Source organism: Streptomyces sp. DvalAA-43 (assembly GCF_900091725.1).
Classification (GTDB): Bacteria; Actinomycetota; Actinomycetes; order Streptomycetales; family Streptomycetaceae; genus Streptomyces; species Streptomyces pulveraceus.
On the sequence record NZ_FMBW01000009.1, the window covers coordinates 13,112 to 30,943 of the forward strand.

11 protein-coding genes are annotated in these 17,832 nt (G+C 68.7%); 3 read left to right on the forward strand and 8 right to left on the reverse strand.

What is annotated here, in order from left to right; all coding sequences use genetic code 11:
• Position 1: 1 nt before the first annotated feature.
• A complete protein-coding gene (locus GA0115234_RS02025) occupies positions 2–7,618 on the reverse strand; it encodes a polymorphic toxin-type HINT domain-containing protein (protein ID WP_161275544.1) in 7,617 nt (2,538 codons plus the stop codon).
• 687 nt (positions 7,619–8,305) lie between these two features.
• On the opposite strand from GA0115234_RS02025, the gene GA0115234_RS02030 reads away from it, so the two are divergent.
• Entirely contained in the window at positions 8,306–9,463 is a 1,158-nt protein-coding gene (locus tag GA0115234_RS02030) for a C40 family peptidase (protein ID WP_093539082.1), read from the forward strand.
• Positions 9,464–9,688: 225 nt separating this feature from the next.
• Here the strand turns inward: GA0115234_RS02030 and GA0115234_RS02035 are convergent, their stop codons facing one another.
• The 7 genes from GA0115234_RS02035 to GA0115234_RS02060 all read right to left on the reverse strand — a co-directional run bounded on the left by GA0115234_RS02035 (position 9,689) and on the right by GA0115234_RS02060 (position 15,663).
• Entirely contained in the window at positions 9,689–10,927 is a 1,239-nt protein-coding gene (locus tag GA0115234_RS02035) for a tyrosine-type recombinase/integrase (protein ID WP_093539083.1), read from the reverse strand.
• 280 nt (positions 10,928–11,207) lie between these two features.
• A complete protein-coding gene (locus GA0115234_RS02040; protein WP_093539084.1) occupies positions 11,208–11,429 on the reverse strand; it encodes a helix-turn-helix domain-containing protein in 222 nt (73 codons plus the stop codon).
• Between the two features lie 251 nt (positions 11,430–11,680).
• On the reverse strand, positions 11,681–13,390 hold the full coding sequence (locus tag GA0115234_RS02045; RefSeq protein ID WP_107405765.1) for an ATP-binding protein: 1,710 nt from the start codon (positions 13,388–13,390) through the stop codon (positions 11,681–11,683).
• The gene (locus GA0115234_RS02050) at positions 13,387–14,082 is read right to left on the reverse strand and encodes an HNH endonuclease (protein WP_256088556.1); all 696 of its coding nucleotides are present in this window, start codon (positions 14,080–14,082) and stop codon (positions 13,387–13,389) included. Before GA0115234_RS02050 ends, GA0115234_RS02045 begins: the two co-directional genes overlap by 4 nt.
• A gap of 5 nt (positions 14,083–14,087) precedes the next feature.
• Positions 14,088–14,879 carry a hypothetical protein gene (locus GA0115234_RS43120; protein ID WP_237541020.1) on the reverse strand — a complete coding sequence of 264 codons (792 nt, stop codon included), beginning with the start codon at positions 14,877–14,879 and terminating at the stop codon, positions 14,088–14,090.
• On the reverse strand, positions 14,876–15,283 hold the full coding sequence (locus GA0115234_RS02055; RefSeq protein WP_093539086.1) for a helix-turn-helix domain-containing protein: 408 nt from the start codon (positions 15,281–15,283) through the stop codon (positions 14,876–14,878). Before GA0115234_RS02055 ends, GA0115234_RS43120 begins: the two co-directional genes overlap by 4 nt.
• Complete coding sequence (locus GA0115234_RS02060; protein ID WP_093539087.1) at positions 15,280–15,663, reverse strand: hypothetical protein; 384 nt, start codon at positions 15,661–15,663, stop codon at positions 15,280–15,282. The genes GA0115234_RS02055 and GA0115234_RS02060 overlap by 4 nt, the downstream gene beginning before the upstream one ends.
• A 237-nt stretch (positions 15,664–15,900) precedes the next feature.
• On the opposite strand from GA0115234_RS02060, the gene GA0115234_RS02065 reads away from it, so the two are divergent.
• Both GA0115234_RS02065 and GA0115234_RS02070 read left to right on the forward strand, forming a co-directional pair.
• The gene (locus GA0115234_RS02065; protein ID WP_093539088.1) at positions 15,901–16,659 is read left to right on the forward strand and encodes a GntR family transcriptional regulator; all 759 of its coding nucleotides are present in this window, start codon (positions 15,901–15,903) and stop codon (positions 16,657–16,659) included.
• Positions 16,659–17,216 carry an AAA family ATPase gene (locus GA0115234_RS02070; RefSeq protein WP_093539090.1) on the forward strand — a complete coding sequence of 186 codons (558 nt, stop codon included), beginning with the start codon at positions 16,659–16,661 and terminating at the stop codon, positions 17,214–17,216. The genes GA0115234_RS02065 and GA0115234_RS02070 overlap by 1 nt, the downstream gene beginning before the upstream one ends.
• Positions 17,217–17,832: the final 616 nt, after the last annotated feature.

Genomic DNA, 17,832 nt, shown 5'->3' on the forward strand with positions numbered 1-17,832 from the left:
GTCAGCGCCTCCCCTGGAGGCGGTTGATGTAAGCCTGACTCACGTCAGTCATCACTGTATTCACATTCCCATCAATGGTCTTGGCAACAAACACTTTGGAGTTGGGATCGTAGTAGCCCGTTTTCCACTGATCATCATGATGATAGGAGAAGGGCTCTCTCCCAAGAACGGCCCGAGCATCCTCTGCCGAAACCCCACGCTGCTCCAGGCGCTGCATCGCGTGACCAGTAAAGGAATCAGTCGGACTAGCGGCCCGAGGAACCTCCTTGGGCGTGATATCACCGATTCCTTCACACGTGCACGACTTCGCATGGCCCGGGAAATAGCCGCCACAGTTGTGAACCAGGACCGGCGTAGCGCCCGCCAGCACATAGTAGGTATGCAGGTCGTCGACGGTGAGGTTGTAGACCTTCGTCGACTGGGCCCGGTGCTCGGTGGCGGTGATCAGGACCCAGGTGCCGGCGCTCGTCTGGAGCCATTGCCCAGCCTTGAGGCTTCCTGCCTCTACCCACTGGTGGAGTGCGGGTACCCAGAACGGGTGGCCTTCGGTGGCGGTGATGTGGTCGTTCTTCGTGTCCCGGGCCTGGCCGGTGTCGATGGTGAGGTCGACGAGTTGTTTCTCGCCGTTCCCCTCGATGAGGGCGGTGACAGTGCGGGGGCCGGTTTCGCCGGACTGTGGGTCGGTGGCGAGAACCCTGTCGCCGGTCTTGATGTCCTTGATCGACTTGCGGGTGCCGTCCGCCATGAGCACGGGGGTGTCGGGAGTGAAGCTGTTGCGCGGCGAGCAGCCGGCGAAGCGCAGGGTGCCCCTGGCGGCCATGAAGGCGCTCAGGGCTTCGCCGGCCATGCCCATCATGCAGCCGGTCAGGGCGGCGTTGCCGACTTGTCCCCAGTTCACCTTGCGGCCGGAGAGTCGCTGGAACGCCCAGTCGATGCCGCCGTCCATGAGCCCGCCGACGGCGCAGGCGGCGATCATGGGGTTGTCGCCGGTGGGGTCGGTGTAGGTGGTGGGTGAGGACAGGGCGTACTGGTAGAGGTTGGTGCCGCCCGCCTGGCCGATGGGGTCCTGGGAGATGAAGCGGCCGGTTTCGGGGTCGTAGTAGCGGTCGCGGTAGTAGAGCAGGCCGGTGCCGTCGTTCTCGCGTCCGGTGAAGGTGTACGGGTTGGAGGAGGCCGTGCCGGTGGTGGTGGCCTGGCCGTTGGGGTCGTAGGCGTATTTCGTGGCTACGGTGCCGTCGCTGTTGGCGAGGCCGATCACTGAGCCGAGTGCGTCGGTCAGGTAGATCTGGGTGGCGCCGTTCTCGGTTCGGGTGAGGAATTCGTCCAGGCCGGAGGTGGTCACGGTCGCGGTGGTGTCGCCCGTGCCGTTCTGTTCGACCAGCGGGTTGCTGCCGTCGGTGAGGAACTTGTTCGTCGTCCCGCCGACGGTCCTGGTGCTGCGGGTGCCCAGGGCGTCGTATCCGAAGCTGCTGCTCTGTCCGGCCTTGGTCAGGCCGGAGAGCCGGCCGCGTGCGTTCCAGGTGTAGTCGCGGATGCCGTCGGTCTTGAGTTGGCCGTCCGCGTCGTAGGTGAAGGAGCGGCCGTTGAAGGTGGTGAGCCGGTTGTCCTTGCCGAAGGCGGAGCCCGTCTCGGCGGCCGGCAGGGCGACGTTCGCGAGGGAGCCGGTCAGGCCGGTCTGCAGGGCCCGTTCGTCGCGGGTGTAGTGCAGGTCGCCGATGTTGCTGGTGCCCCGGGCGTAGGCGATGGATGTGATGGTGCCGGTCTTGTCGTAGCCGGTGGTGCGGGTGATGCCGCCGGGCATCGTGGCGGTCTTCTCCCGGCCCACCGTGTCCAGCTCGAACCCGATTTCCTGGGTGCCCGACGTGATGGAGGTGAGGATGCCGGCCGTGTCGAAGCCGTAGCTGGTCGTCTGGCCGCCCGCGGTCATCGTCTTGCGGCGGTCGGCCGCGTCGTAGTCGTAGCTGACGGCGCCGTTGGGGCCGGTCACCGTCTTGGGCCGGTCGTAGGTGTCGTAGGCGAAGGACTGGTTGCCGGCCTGGCTGTCATTGATCTGCTTGAGCAGGTCGTGGCCGTCGTAGTCGTAACTGACACTGGATTCGGCCTGGCCGGCGATGTCGACGCCGTACTGGGCGGTCTTGGCCCGGCCCAGGAGATCGTAGGTGGCGAGCGCGATCTTCCCGGAACGGCTGGTCGCCTTCCTGAGCAGACCGGCCGCGTCGTACTCGAACGTGGCCTGGGCGCCCATGGCGTCGGTGGCCGTCCTGGGGCGGTCCGCGTCGTCGTACTCCCAACCGACCTTGTTGTTCCGGGCGTCGGTGAGGGCGGTGAGGTTGCCGTTCTCGTCGTAGTCGAAGCCCGTCGACCGGCCGAGGGGGTCGGTGACCTTGCGGGGCTGGTTCAGCTTGTCGTAGACGACGGTGGTGAGCGACCCGGCCGTGTCGTCGAGTGCGGACACCCTTCCGGCGGCGTCGGTGAACTGGCTCGACACCCTGCCCTCGGCGTCCTTGACGGAGACCAGGTCACCGTTGCGGTAGGTGAACTCCGTGACCGCGTCGGCATTGTCGGTGACGGATCTGAGCTGCCCGTCCGGCGCGTAGGCGAGAGTGGTCCTGCGGTGCTCCGGGTCGGTGACCGTCTGCAGGTTCCCCTGGGCGTCGTAGCCGAAGACGGTCTCGTTGCCCAGCGGGTCGCTCGCCCTGCTGGGCTGGTCGAAGGGGCCGTCGAAGGTCGCCGTGCCCGAGGAACGGGCGTCGGCGGTACCGGCCTGCTCGACGGAGCGGGTCACATGGCCGTTGGCGTCGTAGGTCAGCTCGGTGCGCTGTCCGTACGGGTCGATGATCGCGTCGATGCGGTGGTTCGGTCCCCGGATGTACTGCGTCCTGCGTTCGAGCGACGATCCGCGGGCGGCGATGTCCAGGACGCCGTACCCGGCCGCGTCGAACTCGACCCGGCGTATCGCGCCGCCCGGCTGTGTCACCTCGGCGGAGGTGATCTGGCCGGTGCCCGTCTGGGTGTAGGCGAAGGAGTACTTCGCGCCTTCGGTGAGGACCTGGTCCTTGACCCTCCCGTCCGGATAGAACGAGTTGGTCATGTACGTGATGTCGCGGGCATCCGTCGCGGTCAGGATCCGGTTCGAGGAGCCGTCATAGGTGTAGCGGCTGACCTTGTCGGCCGGGTCCGTCACCTTGATCAGCCGGCCTGCGCTGTCGTACTCGTAGACGGTGGTCCGGCCGGTGTTGTCCCGCGCCTCGTGCACCCGGTGCTTGGTGTCGTAGGCGAGGGAGATCCAGCGGCCTCCCGGGGTGGTGATCCGGGTGATCTCGCCCTTGTTGCCCGACAGTCGGGTCAGCTTGAGTGCGTTGCCGTGCCGGTCGCGGATCTCCTTCAGCGGCGAGTACAGCGGGAAGACCCACACGCTGCCGTCCCGGAACCGCAGTTCCCACTGGTTGTTGATATAGACAATCCGCGAACCGCGGAATTCCGTCGGAGTGTCCAGCGGCTCGAAGACGGCATCGATGTAACCCGTGCCCGGCGACGTGCGGGTGAAGTGGATCTTCTGGCCGCCGGGGAGATACAGGTCCACTTGTTCGTACTGCTTCTCGGAATGCAGAAAGGCGTTGTATGACAGGTCGCGGCCGATTCCGAAGGTGCGCGGATGAGTGTCGCCCTGCCAGTACGTCCGGTTCACCTCTGCCGAAACGAGCGGGTCAGAGATGCCCAGGTCGGTTCTTGAGTCGGTGAGCTGCCCCGTGGCCAGGTCGACCGGGTCGCCGGACAGCCAGTCGATGACGTCCTTGAGCCCCGTCAGGTCCCATGGCACGAGGTCGGCGATGTTGAACATGGCACCGTGGAAGGCCCATACGCGAGTATCCGCGTCGGGGACGACCTGCCTGCCGTCCGGGCTGACCTGACCGTGGCCGTAGACGTGCCAGCCCTTGCCCTTGGGGTCGTAGTCCAGGAAGTCGACGCGGGCGCCGGGGGCTTCATGGGTGTAGTTCGGGTAGACGATCTGCGCGCCCTTGGGGAACACGGTGGTGCCGCCCGGCTGCACGGTGAAATAGACGGGGACCACGCTGTTCCTGGGCAGCGGGAACGGCGGCCGGTCGATGGGGATGGCGGTGATCCCCAGCTCGGTGACCGCCTTGCCGTTCTCGTCCCGCACCACCGATCCCTTGGGGATGCGTACCTCAAGTCCCGGGATCTGTGGGGTGGTCAGTGTGATGTCCTTCTTCGCCGGGGCGTCGAAGGACACGGTGTGCTTGGTGTCCAGAGGAGTCAGCCACACCGGGAAGCCGAGGTCGGTGCTCCGGCCGGCCCTGGGGTGGATGCGGATGTCGTAACGGCCGTACTGGCGTTGCCCGGTGTTGGCGCTTGCGCCGTCCACGACCAGAGTGGTGGCGTACTCGTCGATGCCCGTCAGCAGGAAGCGGCCCTTGCCATCGGTGTGCCCGCGCTTGCCGTCGACCCGGACGGTCACGTCGGCCAGCGGCCTGCCATCCAGTCTCAGTACGCGGCCGGTCAGGGCCGTGGTGCCCGGCGGAGCCCTGAGCCTCGCGGGGGCCTTCGGCGTCCCGCCCCGGGCGGTGATCCAGTCCCGGCCCTTCAGGTTCGCTGTGCCGGGCTGCCAGGCATCAGGGCCCTGGGGAAGGATGCCCGCGCTCGTGGCCGCCGTCTTCGTTGCGCCATCAGGATCGGATGTGGTGTTCGCTCTGTCCTTGACGGCTGCTGGGGCGGCCGTGAGGGTGGTCGTCAGTCCCAGGTTGAACGTGCCGGTCTTGGAGGACCACGGGTTCACGGTCAAGGTGTACGTGCCTGTGGCGGGCAAGGCGGACAGGGCCTTTGTCACCGTGGTGTCGTTCATGTAAGCGGCGTCGTAGAGCCACTTGCCGTCCGGGCCCCACAGCGACAGTTCCCAGCCACTGGGCGGGGTGTCAAGGCCGAGGGTGAGCTTCTGCCCCTTGGTCCCGTCGAACGTGTAGCGGGCGTTCTGCCCGGCCGTGCTAACCGAGGCGGTCTTCCTGCCGCCATCCACGATGAGCGCGCCGCCGTCCGCGTCGGGCAGCAAGGTGGCCTTCACATGACCGGTCGCCGGCTCATCCGGCTGAAGCAGCACCTTGTGCGTGCCGGCAGCCAGCGGAGCCCGCAACGCACTGTCGAAGGTCGTGTCCGACATGTAGCCCAGACGCTCGTCCGCGTCGGCACCAGGGGCCCAGTGCGCCACTCTGACCAGCTCGGTCAGGGTGCTGTCGCTGAACACGACGGCTGCTCCGTCCCCGGCCGCCGCGTTGTAGGTGAACTCCAACTGCTGCCCGGGACGGGTGATGTCCCCGTCTGCGGTGGGCTGAGCCGCCGACAGTTCGCCCGCGGTGACCGGATTCGACAGCCACAGCTTGACGGCACCCGTGGCCACGTTGTCAGGCGTGATCACCACCGCGTACGTGGCGCCCGGAGTCACTCCGGTGATGTAGAACGCCACCGGCGAGTGGGCGGAGACGTATCCGAGGTAGGTCCCCTCTCCACCGGCGGGCCCCACCAGATACGCGTCACCCGACTGTGCAAGCGTGCTGTCGGTCAGGGCGAACCCGAACACCTTGGCGTCCGGCGCGGTGAACTCGGCACGGATCTGCTGGCCGGGGCGCGTGATGGCTGCCGGCTGCGCGGCACCGTCGACCGTCAGTGCGCTCACCACGTCCGCCGACAGTGCCAGCTTGGACGTTCCGGTAGCGCCCTTGTAGGGGTCGATCTCCACGCGGTACAGGCCGGTCTCGGGCAGGTCCGGCAATTGGAAGGTGCGTGCGGAGCCGACCGACAGGGTCGCGCCGTCGATGACCTTTGCGCCGGAGGGCGCCAGTACGGTGACGGACGAGAACGTGGTGAAGGTGTTGCCGCTGAAACCCAGCGACAGGTCGTCTCCCGCCGTGGCCTGGAAGGTCGATTCAGCGTTCTGCCCGCACCGGTCGATGGTCACATCAGCCGTTGGCCCGGTCGTGGTGAGCTCGGGGACGACCGTCGGGTTCGACAGCGTCAGTGTCAGTTTGCCGGTGCCTATGTTCTGCGGCCGCAGCACGAGCGTGTAGGTGCCGCTCGACGTGAGGGCGGGGCTGTCCCACTCGCTGGTGGATTCCGCGGACGCGATGAAGCTGCTCTCCAGCACCTTGCCGTCCGGCCCTCGCACTTCGATCGATGTGTACGAAGGGAAGCCCTGAGACTTGGCCCCCAGTGAGATGTGCTGGCCGAGCTGGGCCGAGAAGTGAGCGATACCGCTCTGGCCCGGCCGAGCAATGGTGAGTTCTGTGTCGGGGCCCGTGACAGCCAACTGCCCAGCATCTACATAATGCGAACCCGTCACTTTCGTCGTACCAGTGGCGCCATTGGCCGGATCCAACCACAGGTCGTAACGGTCCGAGGTGGGCAGCGCATCGACGTCCAGTCGGCCGGTTGATCCCCCCGATACATAGGCAACGTCGACAGACTTGCCATCCGGCCCCAGGAGGTCCACCCGCATGGACGCGTCCTTCGCCATGCCGGTCGCGTCAATACCGACACTGAGCGACTCTCCCTTGCTCCCGGACAGCGTCCAGTGGCCTTCCTGCCCCACCCGCAACATCGGCGTGTCGGCGGGTGGCGCCAGCAGGTCCAGCACACCACCGAACGCCTTGGACACCGTCACCGTGGCCGCACCGATGTTGCTTGGGCCTGGATCAACCACCAGAGAGTACGTGCCGGACGTGGCAAGGCCGTGGGCCTGCCAGGCGCCACCCGCGCTACCCACCGAGCCGGCGCCACCCACCTGGACACCCTGCGGGTTGTACAGGCGCAGCGTCAGGTTCGCGTTGAACGTCGACTCAGTGACCCCGAAGCCGATGTCGTCGCCCTGCTCGGCATCGAACAGCACCTGCGCACGCCTGCCCGGCGTCGTGACCGCCGCTGTCGGCGGGTTGTCGTCCGTCACCGAGGTACGCACGGTGGTCTCGAACGTACCGTCATCGCTTCCGGCCGTGATCTTGAAGTCCGACGGCACCGTGGCAATGCCGTCCGGTGTCTCCACCTGAACGCGGCCGGTGGTGGCCCCCTCGGGCACCTCCACCGTCACCGATGTGGCCGTGGCTCCGACCAGTTCGCCCAGCGTTCCGCCGTTGAAGCGCACCACGTTGTCCGTCGCGGCCGAGGCGAAGCCCGAGCCCGTCAGCACCACCCGCGTGCCGGGTGCCCCGGATACGGGCTCCATCGTGGAGACGACGGGGCCCGAGGGCGCAAGTGCGAACGACTCGGCCGACGGTGCGCTCGAACTGCCCACCTTCACCGAAACCTTGCCGTCGGCCGCCCCCGCAGGAACGGTCACGACCAGCCGGGTGGCTGTCGCGGAGGTGACCGTGGCCGCCTTGTCACCGAAGGAGACGGCGTTGTCCGAGGCTGTGGTGGAGAAGCCTGTGCCCGACAGCGTCACCTTGGCCCCGGCCGCAGCTCTCACGGGGACCACCGACAGCACGGACAGCGTGCTGGAGGCGAAGCGGTCCACTCCCAGACGGTTACCGGCCTCGTCGTAGCGGTAGCGGGCCGTCTCACCACCCGGATCGGTCACCCCGACCAGCCGCCCGGCCGCGTCGTAGGCGTACACCGCGTCGCTGGTCGTCGGCGCATCGGCCGCCCCGGCCTCCCTCTTCGGCGCGGTCGTCCCGGGCCGTGAAGGCTTCGAGGGCGACGGGCTGCCACTTGGCAGGCCACCGGGGGCCTCCGACGGCGCCCCCTCGGCACGGGTTGCCGCGGAAGGACCCGGCACAGGCGACCGGGACGGGTCCGGAGCCGCCTCCGCGGAGACCGCGCCACCCGCCAGCGCGAGCACCAGGACGCCAACGGTCAATGACCGCAGGCGCGTGGAAAGTCGTACCCCGAACCGTTCGCCGCGCACGCGCACCGCGTCCCCCCAGGACAATCACACAAGCCACAACAGGACCACGAAACCCGCACTCCCCATGCGGGCCGTCACAACATACACACATTCCGTCATGTGCATGCCGGAGATCACAGAAAAATTCGCGCGCCCGAACGAATCGAGTCACGGGGCTCGGCCTCTCGGACACTCCGGTCGGCGCCGACGAACCTCGAACACACAGCGGCGCTGCCGCGCTTGCCGCGCTCGGCTCACAGGCAGACCCACCCGGAGCCCGCCCACGGCCTTCCGGGCGAACCCGCCCGCCGCCGCGCCGTGCGGTTCTTGCATCTGCCGGCACCGGGTGACCGTATGGACGCGTTGCGCTCATTCATGGGGTAGTCCCATGATCGCCCCGTCATCGGAGGTGATGTCGTGTCAGGCGGAGTCTCGCGTACGGTCTGCACCGCGGCGCTGGCGGCGCTCGTGGTGACCTCGTCGGCGGCCCCGGCGCCCGCGGCCCCGGACCCCGCGGCGACCACGGGGGCGAACCAGAGCGTCGGCCGGCTCCTTTCCAACCTGCGGCAGCTGTACCAGCAGGCCGAGGAGGCCACCGAGACGTACAACGGGACCGCCTCGGAGCTGAAGAAGCGCAAGGCACAGTCGAAAAAGCTGAATGCCGCTCTCGTCACAGCCCGGACCGCGCTGGCCGAGAGCCGCGACGAGGCCGGACGGCTGGCCCGGGAGCAGTACCAGGGGCGGTCCGACTTCTCCGCGTACCTGCGGCTGCTGCTGTCCCGGGATCCCGAACACCTCCTGGACCAGGAGCATGTGATCCAGCGGGCGGCGGCCGGGCGGGCGGCGGCGGTGGAACGGCTCACCGGCGCCGAGAAGCGCGCCGACAAACTGGCGACCGAGTCCCGCAAGGTGCTCCACCGGCAACAGGCGCTGGCCACGCGGCAGAAGAAGCAGCGGGACACGGTCCGGTCGCGGCTGAAGGCCGTCGAGTCGATGCTGGCCACGCTCTCCGGCCCCCAGCTCAGCGAGCTGTCCCGGCTCGAACAGCAGGACGTGCGGAAGGCGCAGGGCGCCCTGGCCGCCTCGGGGGCGCTGTCCTCGACGAGGCCGCCGTCCGCGGCGGGCGGCAAGGCGGTCCGGTACGCGATCGCCCAGGTCGGCAAGCCGTACGTGTGGGGCGCACAGGGGCCGGACTCGTTCGACTGCTCGGGGCTCACCTCGCAGGCCTGGGCGAAGGCGGGCCGGGTCATTCCGCGGACGTCGCAGGAGCAGTGGCGGCAGCTGCGGAAGGTGCCGGTGAGCGGGCTGCGGCCGGGTGACCTGGTGATCTACTTCCCGAAGGCCACGCATGTGGCGCTGTACATCGGCAACGGCCTGGTGGTGCAGGCGCCCCGGCCGGGCGCGTGGGTGAAGGTCTCGCCGCTGGCGTCGAATCCGCTGCTCGGCGCCGTACGGCCCGACCCGCAGAGCCCGTCGCTCGCCACGTACCGGCCGCCGCGACTTCCGCAGGGCGCTTCCGCCGGCTCGGACACGGGGTACGGGTCGTCGGCGGCCCCCACCGGCTCCGGGGAGTAGACGGCGCGCGAGGCAATGACGGCGGGGCCGGGTCCGGTCGGTGGTCCGACCCTCCCGGCCCCGCTGTCGTCGCTCAGGCGGTCGGCGCCGCCCTGGAGACCTCGGCAAGGTACGCGTTGGTCTTCTCCGGCTCGGAGAAAACGGCGAACAGCCCCGCACGGGCTTGACCAGCAGGTTTCCCTCAACTGGCCTGCCTGAGCGGGGCCGTGGGCCGTCTGTGGGCCGTCAGAGCTCGAACCGGGCCGCATCGTAGACGCTTGCGATGGCGCCCCGCGTGCGCTCCTGACTGCTCGGCATGAGGTGGGCGTAGATCCGCAGCGTCAGGGCCGCGTTGCTGTGCCCCAGGTACTCACTGACCGCCTTGATGTTCTCCCCTCCGTCCAGGAGGGCGGAGGCGTAGAAGTGCCGCAGTGCGTGCATCCCGTGCTCGCGGGCAGCCTCGTGCCGGTCTTCCTTGGTCTTCGGCGGGGCGATGACGCCCGCCTCGACAAGAGCGGGCTTCCACGCCTCCTCGTTCAAGGAGGTGCGCCAGACGTGATTACCTCCCGGTGCCATGAAGACGAGCCGCTTGGTCACCTTGGGCCCGTCGGCGGTCCTCCAGGGCAGCGTGATCTCTACGGGTGGGTACAGCTTCATGTGTGCCCTGAGAATGTCCGCCACAGGCCCGGGTAGCGGCACGTCTCGGACCTTGCCGCCCTTAGGGAGGGCGAACACGGGCTTGCTGTAGCTGAGTTTGAGCTGCTGGCCGACGTGGAGCGTCTGGGCGTCGAAGTCGATGGCGTCGACCGGCACGCCGAGGATCTCACCCTGCCGCATCCCGCACCCGGCGCCGAGGTCGACCATGGCGCGGTAGCGCTCGGGCATCGCCCGCCGCACGGCGAACACCCTCTCCGCGGTCCAGGGCACGACACGCTTCGCATCGAGTGCCGGCGGCCTGACCGACCCTGCCGAGAAGGGATTGCGGGCCAGGTGTCCATCGTCCACGGCCGCGCTGAACGCGGCGCGCACGTTCGCGTAGATGGTCCGCCCGTACGACCCGGCCACGGACTCTTCGAGCACCGCGACCCACTCTCGGATGTGGCCCGGCTGGAACGAGCCGAGAGGGCGCGAGCCGATGTGCGGGAAAGCATGGAGCTTGAGTTGAGACCGCATGGACTCCATCGTCACCGGGTCCACGCTGTGCGACTTGAGCCACTTCTCCGTGTACTGCTGAAAGGTGGTCTTGGCCGCCTTCGGGTCGACGTACTGTCCACTGTCCATGTCGGCCTCGGTCTTGCTGAGCCACTTCTCAGCAAGACGCTTCTGCCCGTCGCGGAAGCTCTTGGATTTCTCGGTGCCGTCCGGGCCGATGTAGCGGGCACGGTAGCGGAGGCCGGTGCCGTAGCGGTCGCTCTTGACCCGGCTCTCTTTGCCGTTGGCGTCGGTCTCGGTCTTGTACCAGCGGTCTTGGACGTGGCCAGCCATGAGGCTGACTCCTCTCAGGATTTGGGTGGGTGTGACGCGCGGCCGTGACGCCGTGACGTGCGGTGTGATGGATCGCTGTGACGGCGCGTCACACCCGCTCCCGCCTAGGGGTTTGGGTGTGACGCGGCCGTCACGTGTGACGGGTGTCAGGCGGCGTCGTGTGCGGTCTACCGCGCGCCAACCGCGCGCTTTCCGCGCGCCGCGCAGGTCCGCCGCGCGTTGCCGCGCGCTTTCCGCGCGCCATCCGCGCGTTGCCGCGCGCCGCCGCGCGCTGCGCGGTTCATGCCGCGTCTCGGGTGGTCTGCTGGTCGATCCAGGTGCGGACGGCGGTGGGGTCGTAGCGGATGTGGCGGCCGACGCGGAAGCCGGGCGGGCCGGTGCGGCGCTTGCGCCAGTGGTAGACGGTCTCGATCGGGACGGCGAGCATCGCGGCGAGGTCTTCAGGGGTGAGGTAGCGGTCGGGAAGTCCGGCGCGGAGGGTCGCGCGGGGGTCGGTGGCCATGGCGAGTGGTGACTCCTCGTGTCCGTGTTGCGGTGCGTGGGAGTGGTGCCGAGTGCCGTCCTAGAGAGTTGGTGTATTTCAGCGTCCGCAGCTTCCTAGCGTCCGCAACCTTCTGTTTGTGCAGGTCAGTTGGGGTGAGGGTTGCGGACGCTGGTGCGGACGCTGCGGACGCTGGACGGCTTCAGCGTCCGCAGCGGGTGACGTGTCCGGGCCGCTGGTTCGCGGCCCGGCCCGGTGGCGTTCCGGCTACGTCAGTGCTGGTCAGGCGGCCTGTGACCCTGTCCGATAGGTGTCGCGTCGGGCCACAGGGTCTGTTCCTGCGGTGCGGACGCTGAGGGGTCGGGCAGGTCGGTTCGGGTGAGGATGAGGAGCTTGTGACGGTGCCGGTCGGGGCTACGTTGCGTGTCGTCCACGGTGATACCGATGGACCTCAGGAGCGGTGCGAGGCGTTTCACCTTGCCCCCGGCGCGGGTGGCGTCTTTGGGCCAGTCGTGCGGGCGGGCCTGGCCGGACGCGTTGAGCGCGTCCAGGAGCTGCGCGGCGGTTCCCTGCCAGGTGCCTGCCTGTTCAACCAGGGCGGCGACGGCGGAGCCGAAGGGGTCGCCTTCCAGGGCGTCACTGGCCACGTTCGACGACGCGTTGAGGTAGTCATCCAGGGTGCACCAGCCCATTGCCTGGTCCACGGCCGCAAGGACGCGGGCGAAGTCGGCCATGCGCGGCAGGCTGGCCAGTTTCACGGACGGCAGCGCGGCCAGGACGCGGGCCAGGAGATCGAACAGGGCACCGAGCACGGCCGGGCGGACTGCTTCGAACGCGGCGTCCAGTTCCTCTTCCGAGCGGCGCCGGGTGCCGTCGATGAGTTGCAGGTCGACCATGAGGACGCGTTCGGCCAGGTCCCCGGCGAGAGCTCCCGCGTCGATGGTCGTCATGGCCAGCACGCGGCGGAAGGAGAGGACCACGACGTCGTCGTCGGTGAACAAGGCCCGGTCCACCACTCCATCGCCGGTCACCGCCTTGCACAGGGTGTCCGACAGCCACCTTGGGATGTTGCTGATGTTGTCCAGGCACAGCGCCCAGGACGTGAACGCCTGCCGTGACCACGCCTTCTCGTCGCGGGGCTGGCTGCGCTTGGCGGCCGGGGACGGGTCGATGAGGTTGATGACCATCTGCGCGGTCTTCGATTTGCCGGTGCCCTGCTCGCCCTTGCATGTCAGGATCGGGTGCGGGATGTCCGGGAGCCAGGCCGCAGCCATCCACGCGGCGAGCTGCCGGAAGGCGCTCTCGTCCATGTTCAACAGGCCGTGGAACCGGGCCAGGCCGTTCCCGTCGCGGACCGGGGCGGGCATGGGTGCCATGGCCCCGGAGCGGCGGAAGAGGACCGGGGAGCGGTCCACGATCTGCCAGCCGTTGGCCGAGACGGTTACCGCCCGTCCGTCGGCGGTCCCCAGGTCGACGACGATCCCGCCGTCCGGGTCCGAGCCGACCCGCAGATGGACGGGTACCGGGTCGTTGTCCTCCGCGAGTCCTTCCAGCACCGTCATGGCGTCCGTGAGCGCCGACTGGGAGGCCACGTCACCCTCGTAGGTGTCGGCGTACAGGCGGGCCAGGCGCTGCCGCACCCCTGTCTTCCCCCGCAGGGGCAGCGCCAGGTTCGGGCCGTCGATCGCGACCGCGTAGGGGCGGGCGTCGGTCGACATGACGAACGTGTACCGCTCCCGTGCGAGAGCGACCAGCCGCACCGCGGCCGACGGCTTCTTACCACCCTCCCCTCCGGCGCTGCCGCCCGACCGGCTCCTGTTCACCGGCGGCGGGTCGGTGTTCACGGGACCGGCCTGAGTGTTCACGGGGCTGGTCTGGGTGTTCACGGGGTCGGTCGGGGTGTTCATGTCGGTCGGGTGTGTGTTCAGGGTGCGGGTCCGGTTGTTCACGGTGCCGTTCACGGGCTTCGTGGGGGCGTTCATGCGGTCGTCCTTCCGTGCCCGCACTGGCGGGAGGTGGCCGTGCGGGTGGCCGTGCGGGCACGCTGTACGGGCAGGTCACACCCCGACCGTTCAGGCGATCGGGTGGCCGTGCGGGTGGCCGTGTGGGCGCCTGCCGGGGGTGTGCGGATCGGTGTGCGGGGTGTGCGGGTGGCCGTGTGGTGGGCGTGCGCGAGCCGGGCCAACAGCCGCCAGTCGACCGGGGTGGAAGAGGTGGAAGCCGATCGGTCGTCCACCCGGCTTCCACCCGGTTCGACCAGCCGACTCCCGCACCGATCGACCGGCCCGGCGGTCTCGTCGGCGGGCGGGATGAACACACCACCGGCCCCCGTGAACACGGGGTGGACACCGTGAACATCCACCCCGTCCACCGGGGGAACGTCCCGCCCGTCCACCCGATCCACCGGGTGGACGGGCGGGACGGACCAGAGCAGCAGGAGGGCCATGGACAGCGGGAGCCGGTCGGCTTTGGCCTGGTTGCACGGACGGCATGCCAGGGTCAGGTTCACGACCGCCCAGGTCCGGTAGAGGGACACCGGCACGATGTGGTCCAGGGTCGCTTCCCCCGGGGCCGTGAACGGGCGGCGGCAGTACGTGCAGCGCCACCCGCGACGGCGGGCCAACTGCTCCTTTCGGGTGCGCCGACGGGGCGCGGAGAGGTGCTGAGCGCTCACGGTGCCTACCACTCCGCCCGCATCGTGCGCAGCCGCATTCCGTCCGGGCCTGCCGGCGGGGTGAGGCCGATGGTGTGCCCGCCCGTGTCCGGGCGGACGATCAGCGGCATGGGCTGTGCCTTCGGGCCGATGGCGCGCAGCAGGTCGAAGCAGAAGCGGCGCCGGTGGTAGTCCGGCAGGGCCTGCTTGTACAGCCATTCCTCATCGCGCCGCCGGTCGGCCGCCGGGCCTCCCAGTTCGGCGGTCATGAACGCTCCGAGCCGGATCAGGGTCTCGGTCGGAACGGCGGTCATGCCCTCGTGGAGGGAGCGGGAGATCAGCAGGTCCCGGTAGGGGAGCTTGCGGAACTCGGCGTGGCGGTAGCGGTGCAGGGACGACAGGTAGAGGGCCACTGCGGCTTCCCCGATGCTCATGGGGCGGGAGCGGGCCCCGGCGTACCAGAAGGAGAGGGCGAGGCGGTAGGCGAAGCGGCGGCACTCACGGACCTCGGGGAACTCGCCCTCGGGCAGCCCCGCGAAGACCCCGGAGGCTTCCACGATCCCGGCCGGGCCGAGGGCCGCGACGGCGGTCCGCAGGACGGTGTAGAGGGCGTCCGTGGAGGGGACCGGGTAGGCGAAGCCGTCGGCCATGACCTCGAAGAGAGCGGCGGCGGCCTCGTTCACGTCCAGCTCCACACCGTCCACAGGGATCGTGGGGAAGTCGGTTCCCTCACGGCGGCGGTCCATCTCCGCCAGGCAGAACACCGGCCCCGGCGACGGCGCGACGTGCGCGTACAGGGCATCCAGAGCCGTCGTCATGCCGACACCTCCCGCACACCCGCAGTGCCCACCAGGCTCTCGACAAGGCGTTCCAGGTCGTTGATCCGCTCCCGCAGGCTCTTCACCGTCGCGGACCGGTCCGCGGCGTCGAATCCCAGCTCCCCGGGCGTGACCTGGTAGGCCGCGCACAGCAGGGCCCGGTAGGTCTCGTTCGGCCGAGCCCGGCCGTGCTCCCAGCGCGAGAGCTGCACCTTCAGCGACGGTTCCGCCGCGATCTGCCAGCCCCACGACCGGGCCAGCAGGCTCAGAGCGCGCACCGCCTTGTCCTGGGACCATCCACGGGCGATTCGCGCCTGTCCCAGCAGGGTGTTCGCGGACCGCAGGTGGTAGGGCTGCTCCGGCCGTACGGCGGGAGCGGAAACGATGTCCAGGGTGGTCGTCATGCCGACACCCCGAACGTGCGGGTGACGGTCACGGCCACGCGGCGTACGTAGCTCTCCGCGTCCTCGTCGCCGTCCATCGGGTGGCCGAGGTAGGCGGCCATGGCCCGGCCCGCGCACTGGTCCATCGCGGTCAGGTCCGTGTCGAGCACCGCGTACTGCAACGACTCCCTGATCACCGCCTCGTCCTCCAGCTCCTCGAAGAGCGGGGCCGCGTTGGTGAAGGACAGCAGGCCCAGAATCTCCGCGAACGTCAGGCACACAGGGATCTGCACGGCCACCCGGACCGGCGCCCCCTCCTCCGGTTCCCGGCCGCCGAACACGTCGACGCCCTGAAGCAGCGGCTCACGGTGGGAGCGCGGAGTGAGAATTGCAGGCATCATGGAACTACCCCTTTCGGGTCGGGGAGCGGCGGCTTTGCTGCCAGGCGGGACGCCGCCCCCTGCGAGAGCCCTGGTCTCCTGACCAGGGCTTTCTTCCGTCAGCGCCAGGTGCACAGCGCTGCTACACCTTGCCGATCGGAGCGACCGGCGGGCACATCCCTAAGGTTCCCTAGGGAGCCCTAGGGTGTCAAGCGGTACGCTAGGGAACGCATCGACTGCGACAAAGGAGCTGACGGGATGTCGGAGCAGGTCGGCCATCGGGCGCCGTACGCGAAGATCGCCGCCCACTACACGGAACTGATCACATCGGGGCAGCTGCGACCGGGCGAGCTTTTGCCCAGCATCAAGGCCCTGGCGCAGGAATGGAGCGTCAGCACGGCGACCGCCGAGAAGGCGTTGCGGGAGCTTCGCGGCGAGGGACTCGTACGGGGCATTCACGGCATCGGCACCGAGGTGATCGACCGCCCGACCCCTATGTCCTCGGGATCTCAGCGACAGGACCGCGGGCGCCGCAGCGGTTCGAGCTGGGGGGCGGGCGAGCGGTCCGACTCGCATGAGGCGTCGGTGGTCTCGGCGCCGGCCGACGTGGCGGCGGCGCTGGACGTCGTGCCGGGGGCAGACGTTATCCGTCGATGCCGGGTGTATCGCGATCGGCGCGGCATCGTCGCGCATTCCACCTCGTGGATTCCCGCCGAATACGCAGAGCTGGTTCCCCAACTGGCCAAGAGCGCGCGTCTGACCGGCGGCACGTCGCTGCAGCTCATTGCCCAGGCCACCGGACGCCCGATCACCCGCCGGATCGACTCCGCCTCGGCGCACCTGCTGGAACCCGCAGACGCGAAGCTTCTGGAACTGGACCCTTCAAATCCGCCGACGGACCCCGTGGTCGTAATGACCGCGAAGTTCATCGACAGCGCGGGCCACGTCGTGGAGTACGGCGTAGACCTCGGGGGCCCTGGCCGGACGTGGCTCACGGAGTCGGAGGTCACGCAGTGATGGCGGCCTCAGACCCTGGACCGTTCTGTGTCCTGATGGCGGGGCTTCCCGGCTCGGGCAAGACGACGCTCTCCCGCGCTCTCACGGCTCGCGGGTTTGTCCGACTGTGCCCGGACGAGGAGATGTTCCGTCGGCATGGCGTGTACGGGGTCGACTTTCCCCGGGGCATCTTCCCGAAGCTGGAACGCCCGGTGCTCGAAGAGATCGCCGTAGCCCTCGATGGGCAACTTCGGGCAGGACGCAACGTGGTGGTGGACCACGGATTCTGGACCCCAGAGGACCGCGCTCATTGGCGGTCAGTAGCTGCGAACGCCGGTGCGCTGCCGATGCTCGTCTACCTGGAGGCGAGTCACGAAGAACTCTGGACGCGGGTGAGCAAGCGAAACGCGCAGCACGAAGCAGATCCGAACTCGATCTTCTTCTCCGAAAGCGACCTGGCTCGCTACCGGAAACGGTTCATCCCGCCTCAGGCTGATGAGCCTCACATCGTCTACGGCAGTGACCCGGATTCGGTACTGACGGCACTCAAAGAGGCAGGATTGAGAACTGAGTGCTAGACGCTAAGTCCCTGATCAGAGGGCTAATTGGGCGCTATCACCCCTGCTAGACCTAGCACCTGCCCCTGCTAGGTCTAGCAGGGGTGCTGTGATGTCAGGGCGGCAGGTCGGGGCTATTCCGTCGCGGTGCGGAGGGGATAGAAGGAGCGGCTTCGCCGTGCGTTCTTGGCAGCTCGCTCCGCTCGCGCGACGGCCGCCGTCCGGCCGCGACGCCGTGGCGTGGTTCGGGCCCTGCGGCACGGCACCTGTCCGAGGTGCGGATTTCTGCGTCACCGCGTCATCAGCGTCAACCAGACCCGCTGACCTGCGTTTATGGGTGACGCAGAGGGTTGGGGGTGCGTCACCTGGTGACGCAGGCTTACGTCATTGGTGACGCAGATGACGCAGGGGTGACGCAGGATTCGAGGTCTGCGTCACCGTCTGTTTACGCAGGTCAGAACCCCTGTTTTCTGGTGCGGGTGACGCGGTGACGCAGACCTCTCCTACTTAGGAAAAGAGAGGGGGGCTTTGTAGTAATGCAACCGGGAGTCGTCGACAAGCAAGAGGAGCACCCCCCGCCCATCCGACGGGGGTGCTCCTCTTGCTTGGAGGCGGGAAGCGGAATGCTTTCGACTGG

Bases quoted from the DNA above. Each gene is read 5' to 3' on its own strand.
- GA0115234_RS02035 (WP_093539083.1), bottom strand. From the start codon at position 10,927: ATGGCTGGCCACGTCCAAGACCGCTGGTACAAGACCGAGACCGACGCC.
- GA0115234_RS02055 (WP_093539086.1), bottom strand. From the start codon at position 15,283: ATGACGACCACCCTGGACATCGTTTCCGCTCCCGCCGTACGGCCGGAG.
- GA0115234_RS02060 (WP_093539087.1), bottom strand. From the start codon at position 15,663: ATGATGCCTGCAATTCTCACTCCGCGCTCCCACCGTGAGCCGCTGCTT.
- GA0115234_RS02070 (WP_093539090.1), top strand. From the start codon at position 16,659: ATGGCGGCCTCAGACCCTGGACCGTTCTGTGTCCTGATGGCGGGGCTT.
- GA0115234_RS02045 (WP_107405765.1), bottom strand. From the start codon at position 13,390: ATGAACGCCCCCACGAAGCCCGTGAACGGCACCGTGAACAACCGGACC.
- GA0115234_RS02040 (WP_093539084.1), bottom strand. From the start codon at position 11,429: ATGGCCACCGACCCCCGCGCGACCCTCCGCGCCGGACTTCCCGACCGC.
- GA0115234_RS43120 (WP_237541020.1), bottom strand. From the start codon at position 14,879: ATGACGACGGCTCTGGATGCCCTGTACGCGCACGTCGCGCCGTCGCCG.
- GA0115234_RS02065 (WP_093539088.1), top strand. From the start codon at position 15,901: ATGTCGGAGCAGGTCGGCCATCGGGCGCCGTACGCGAAGATCGCCGCC.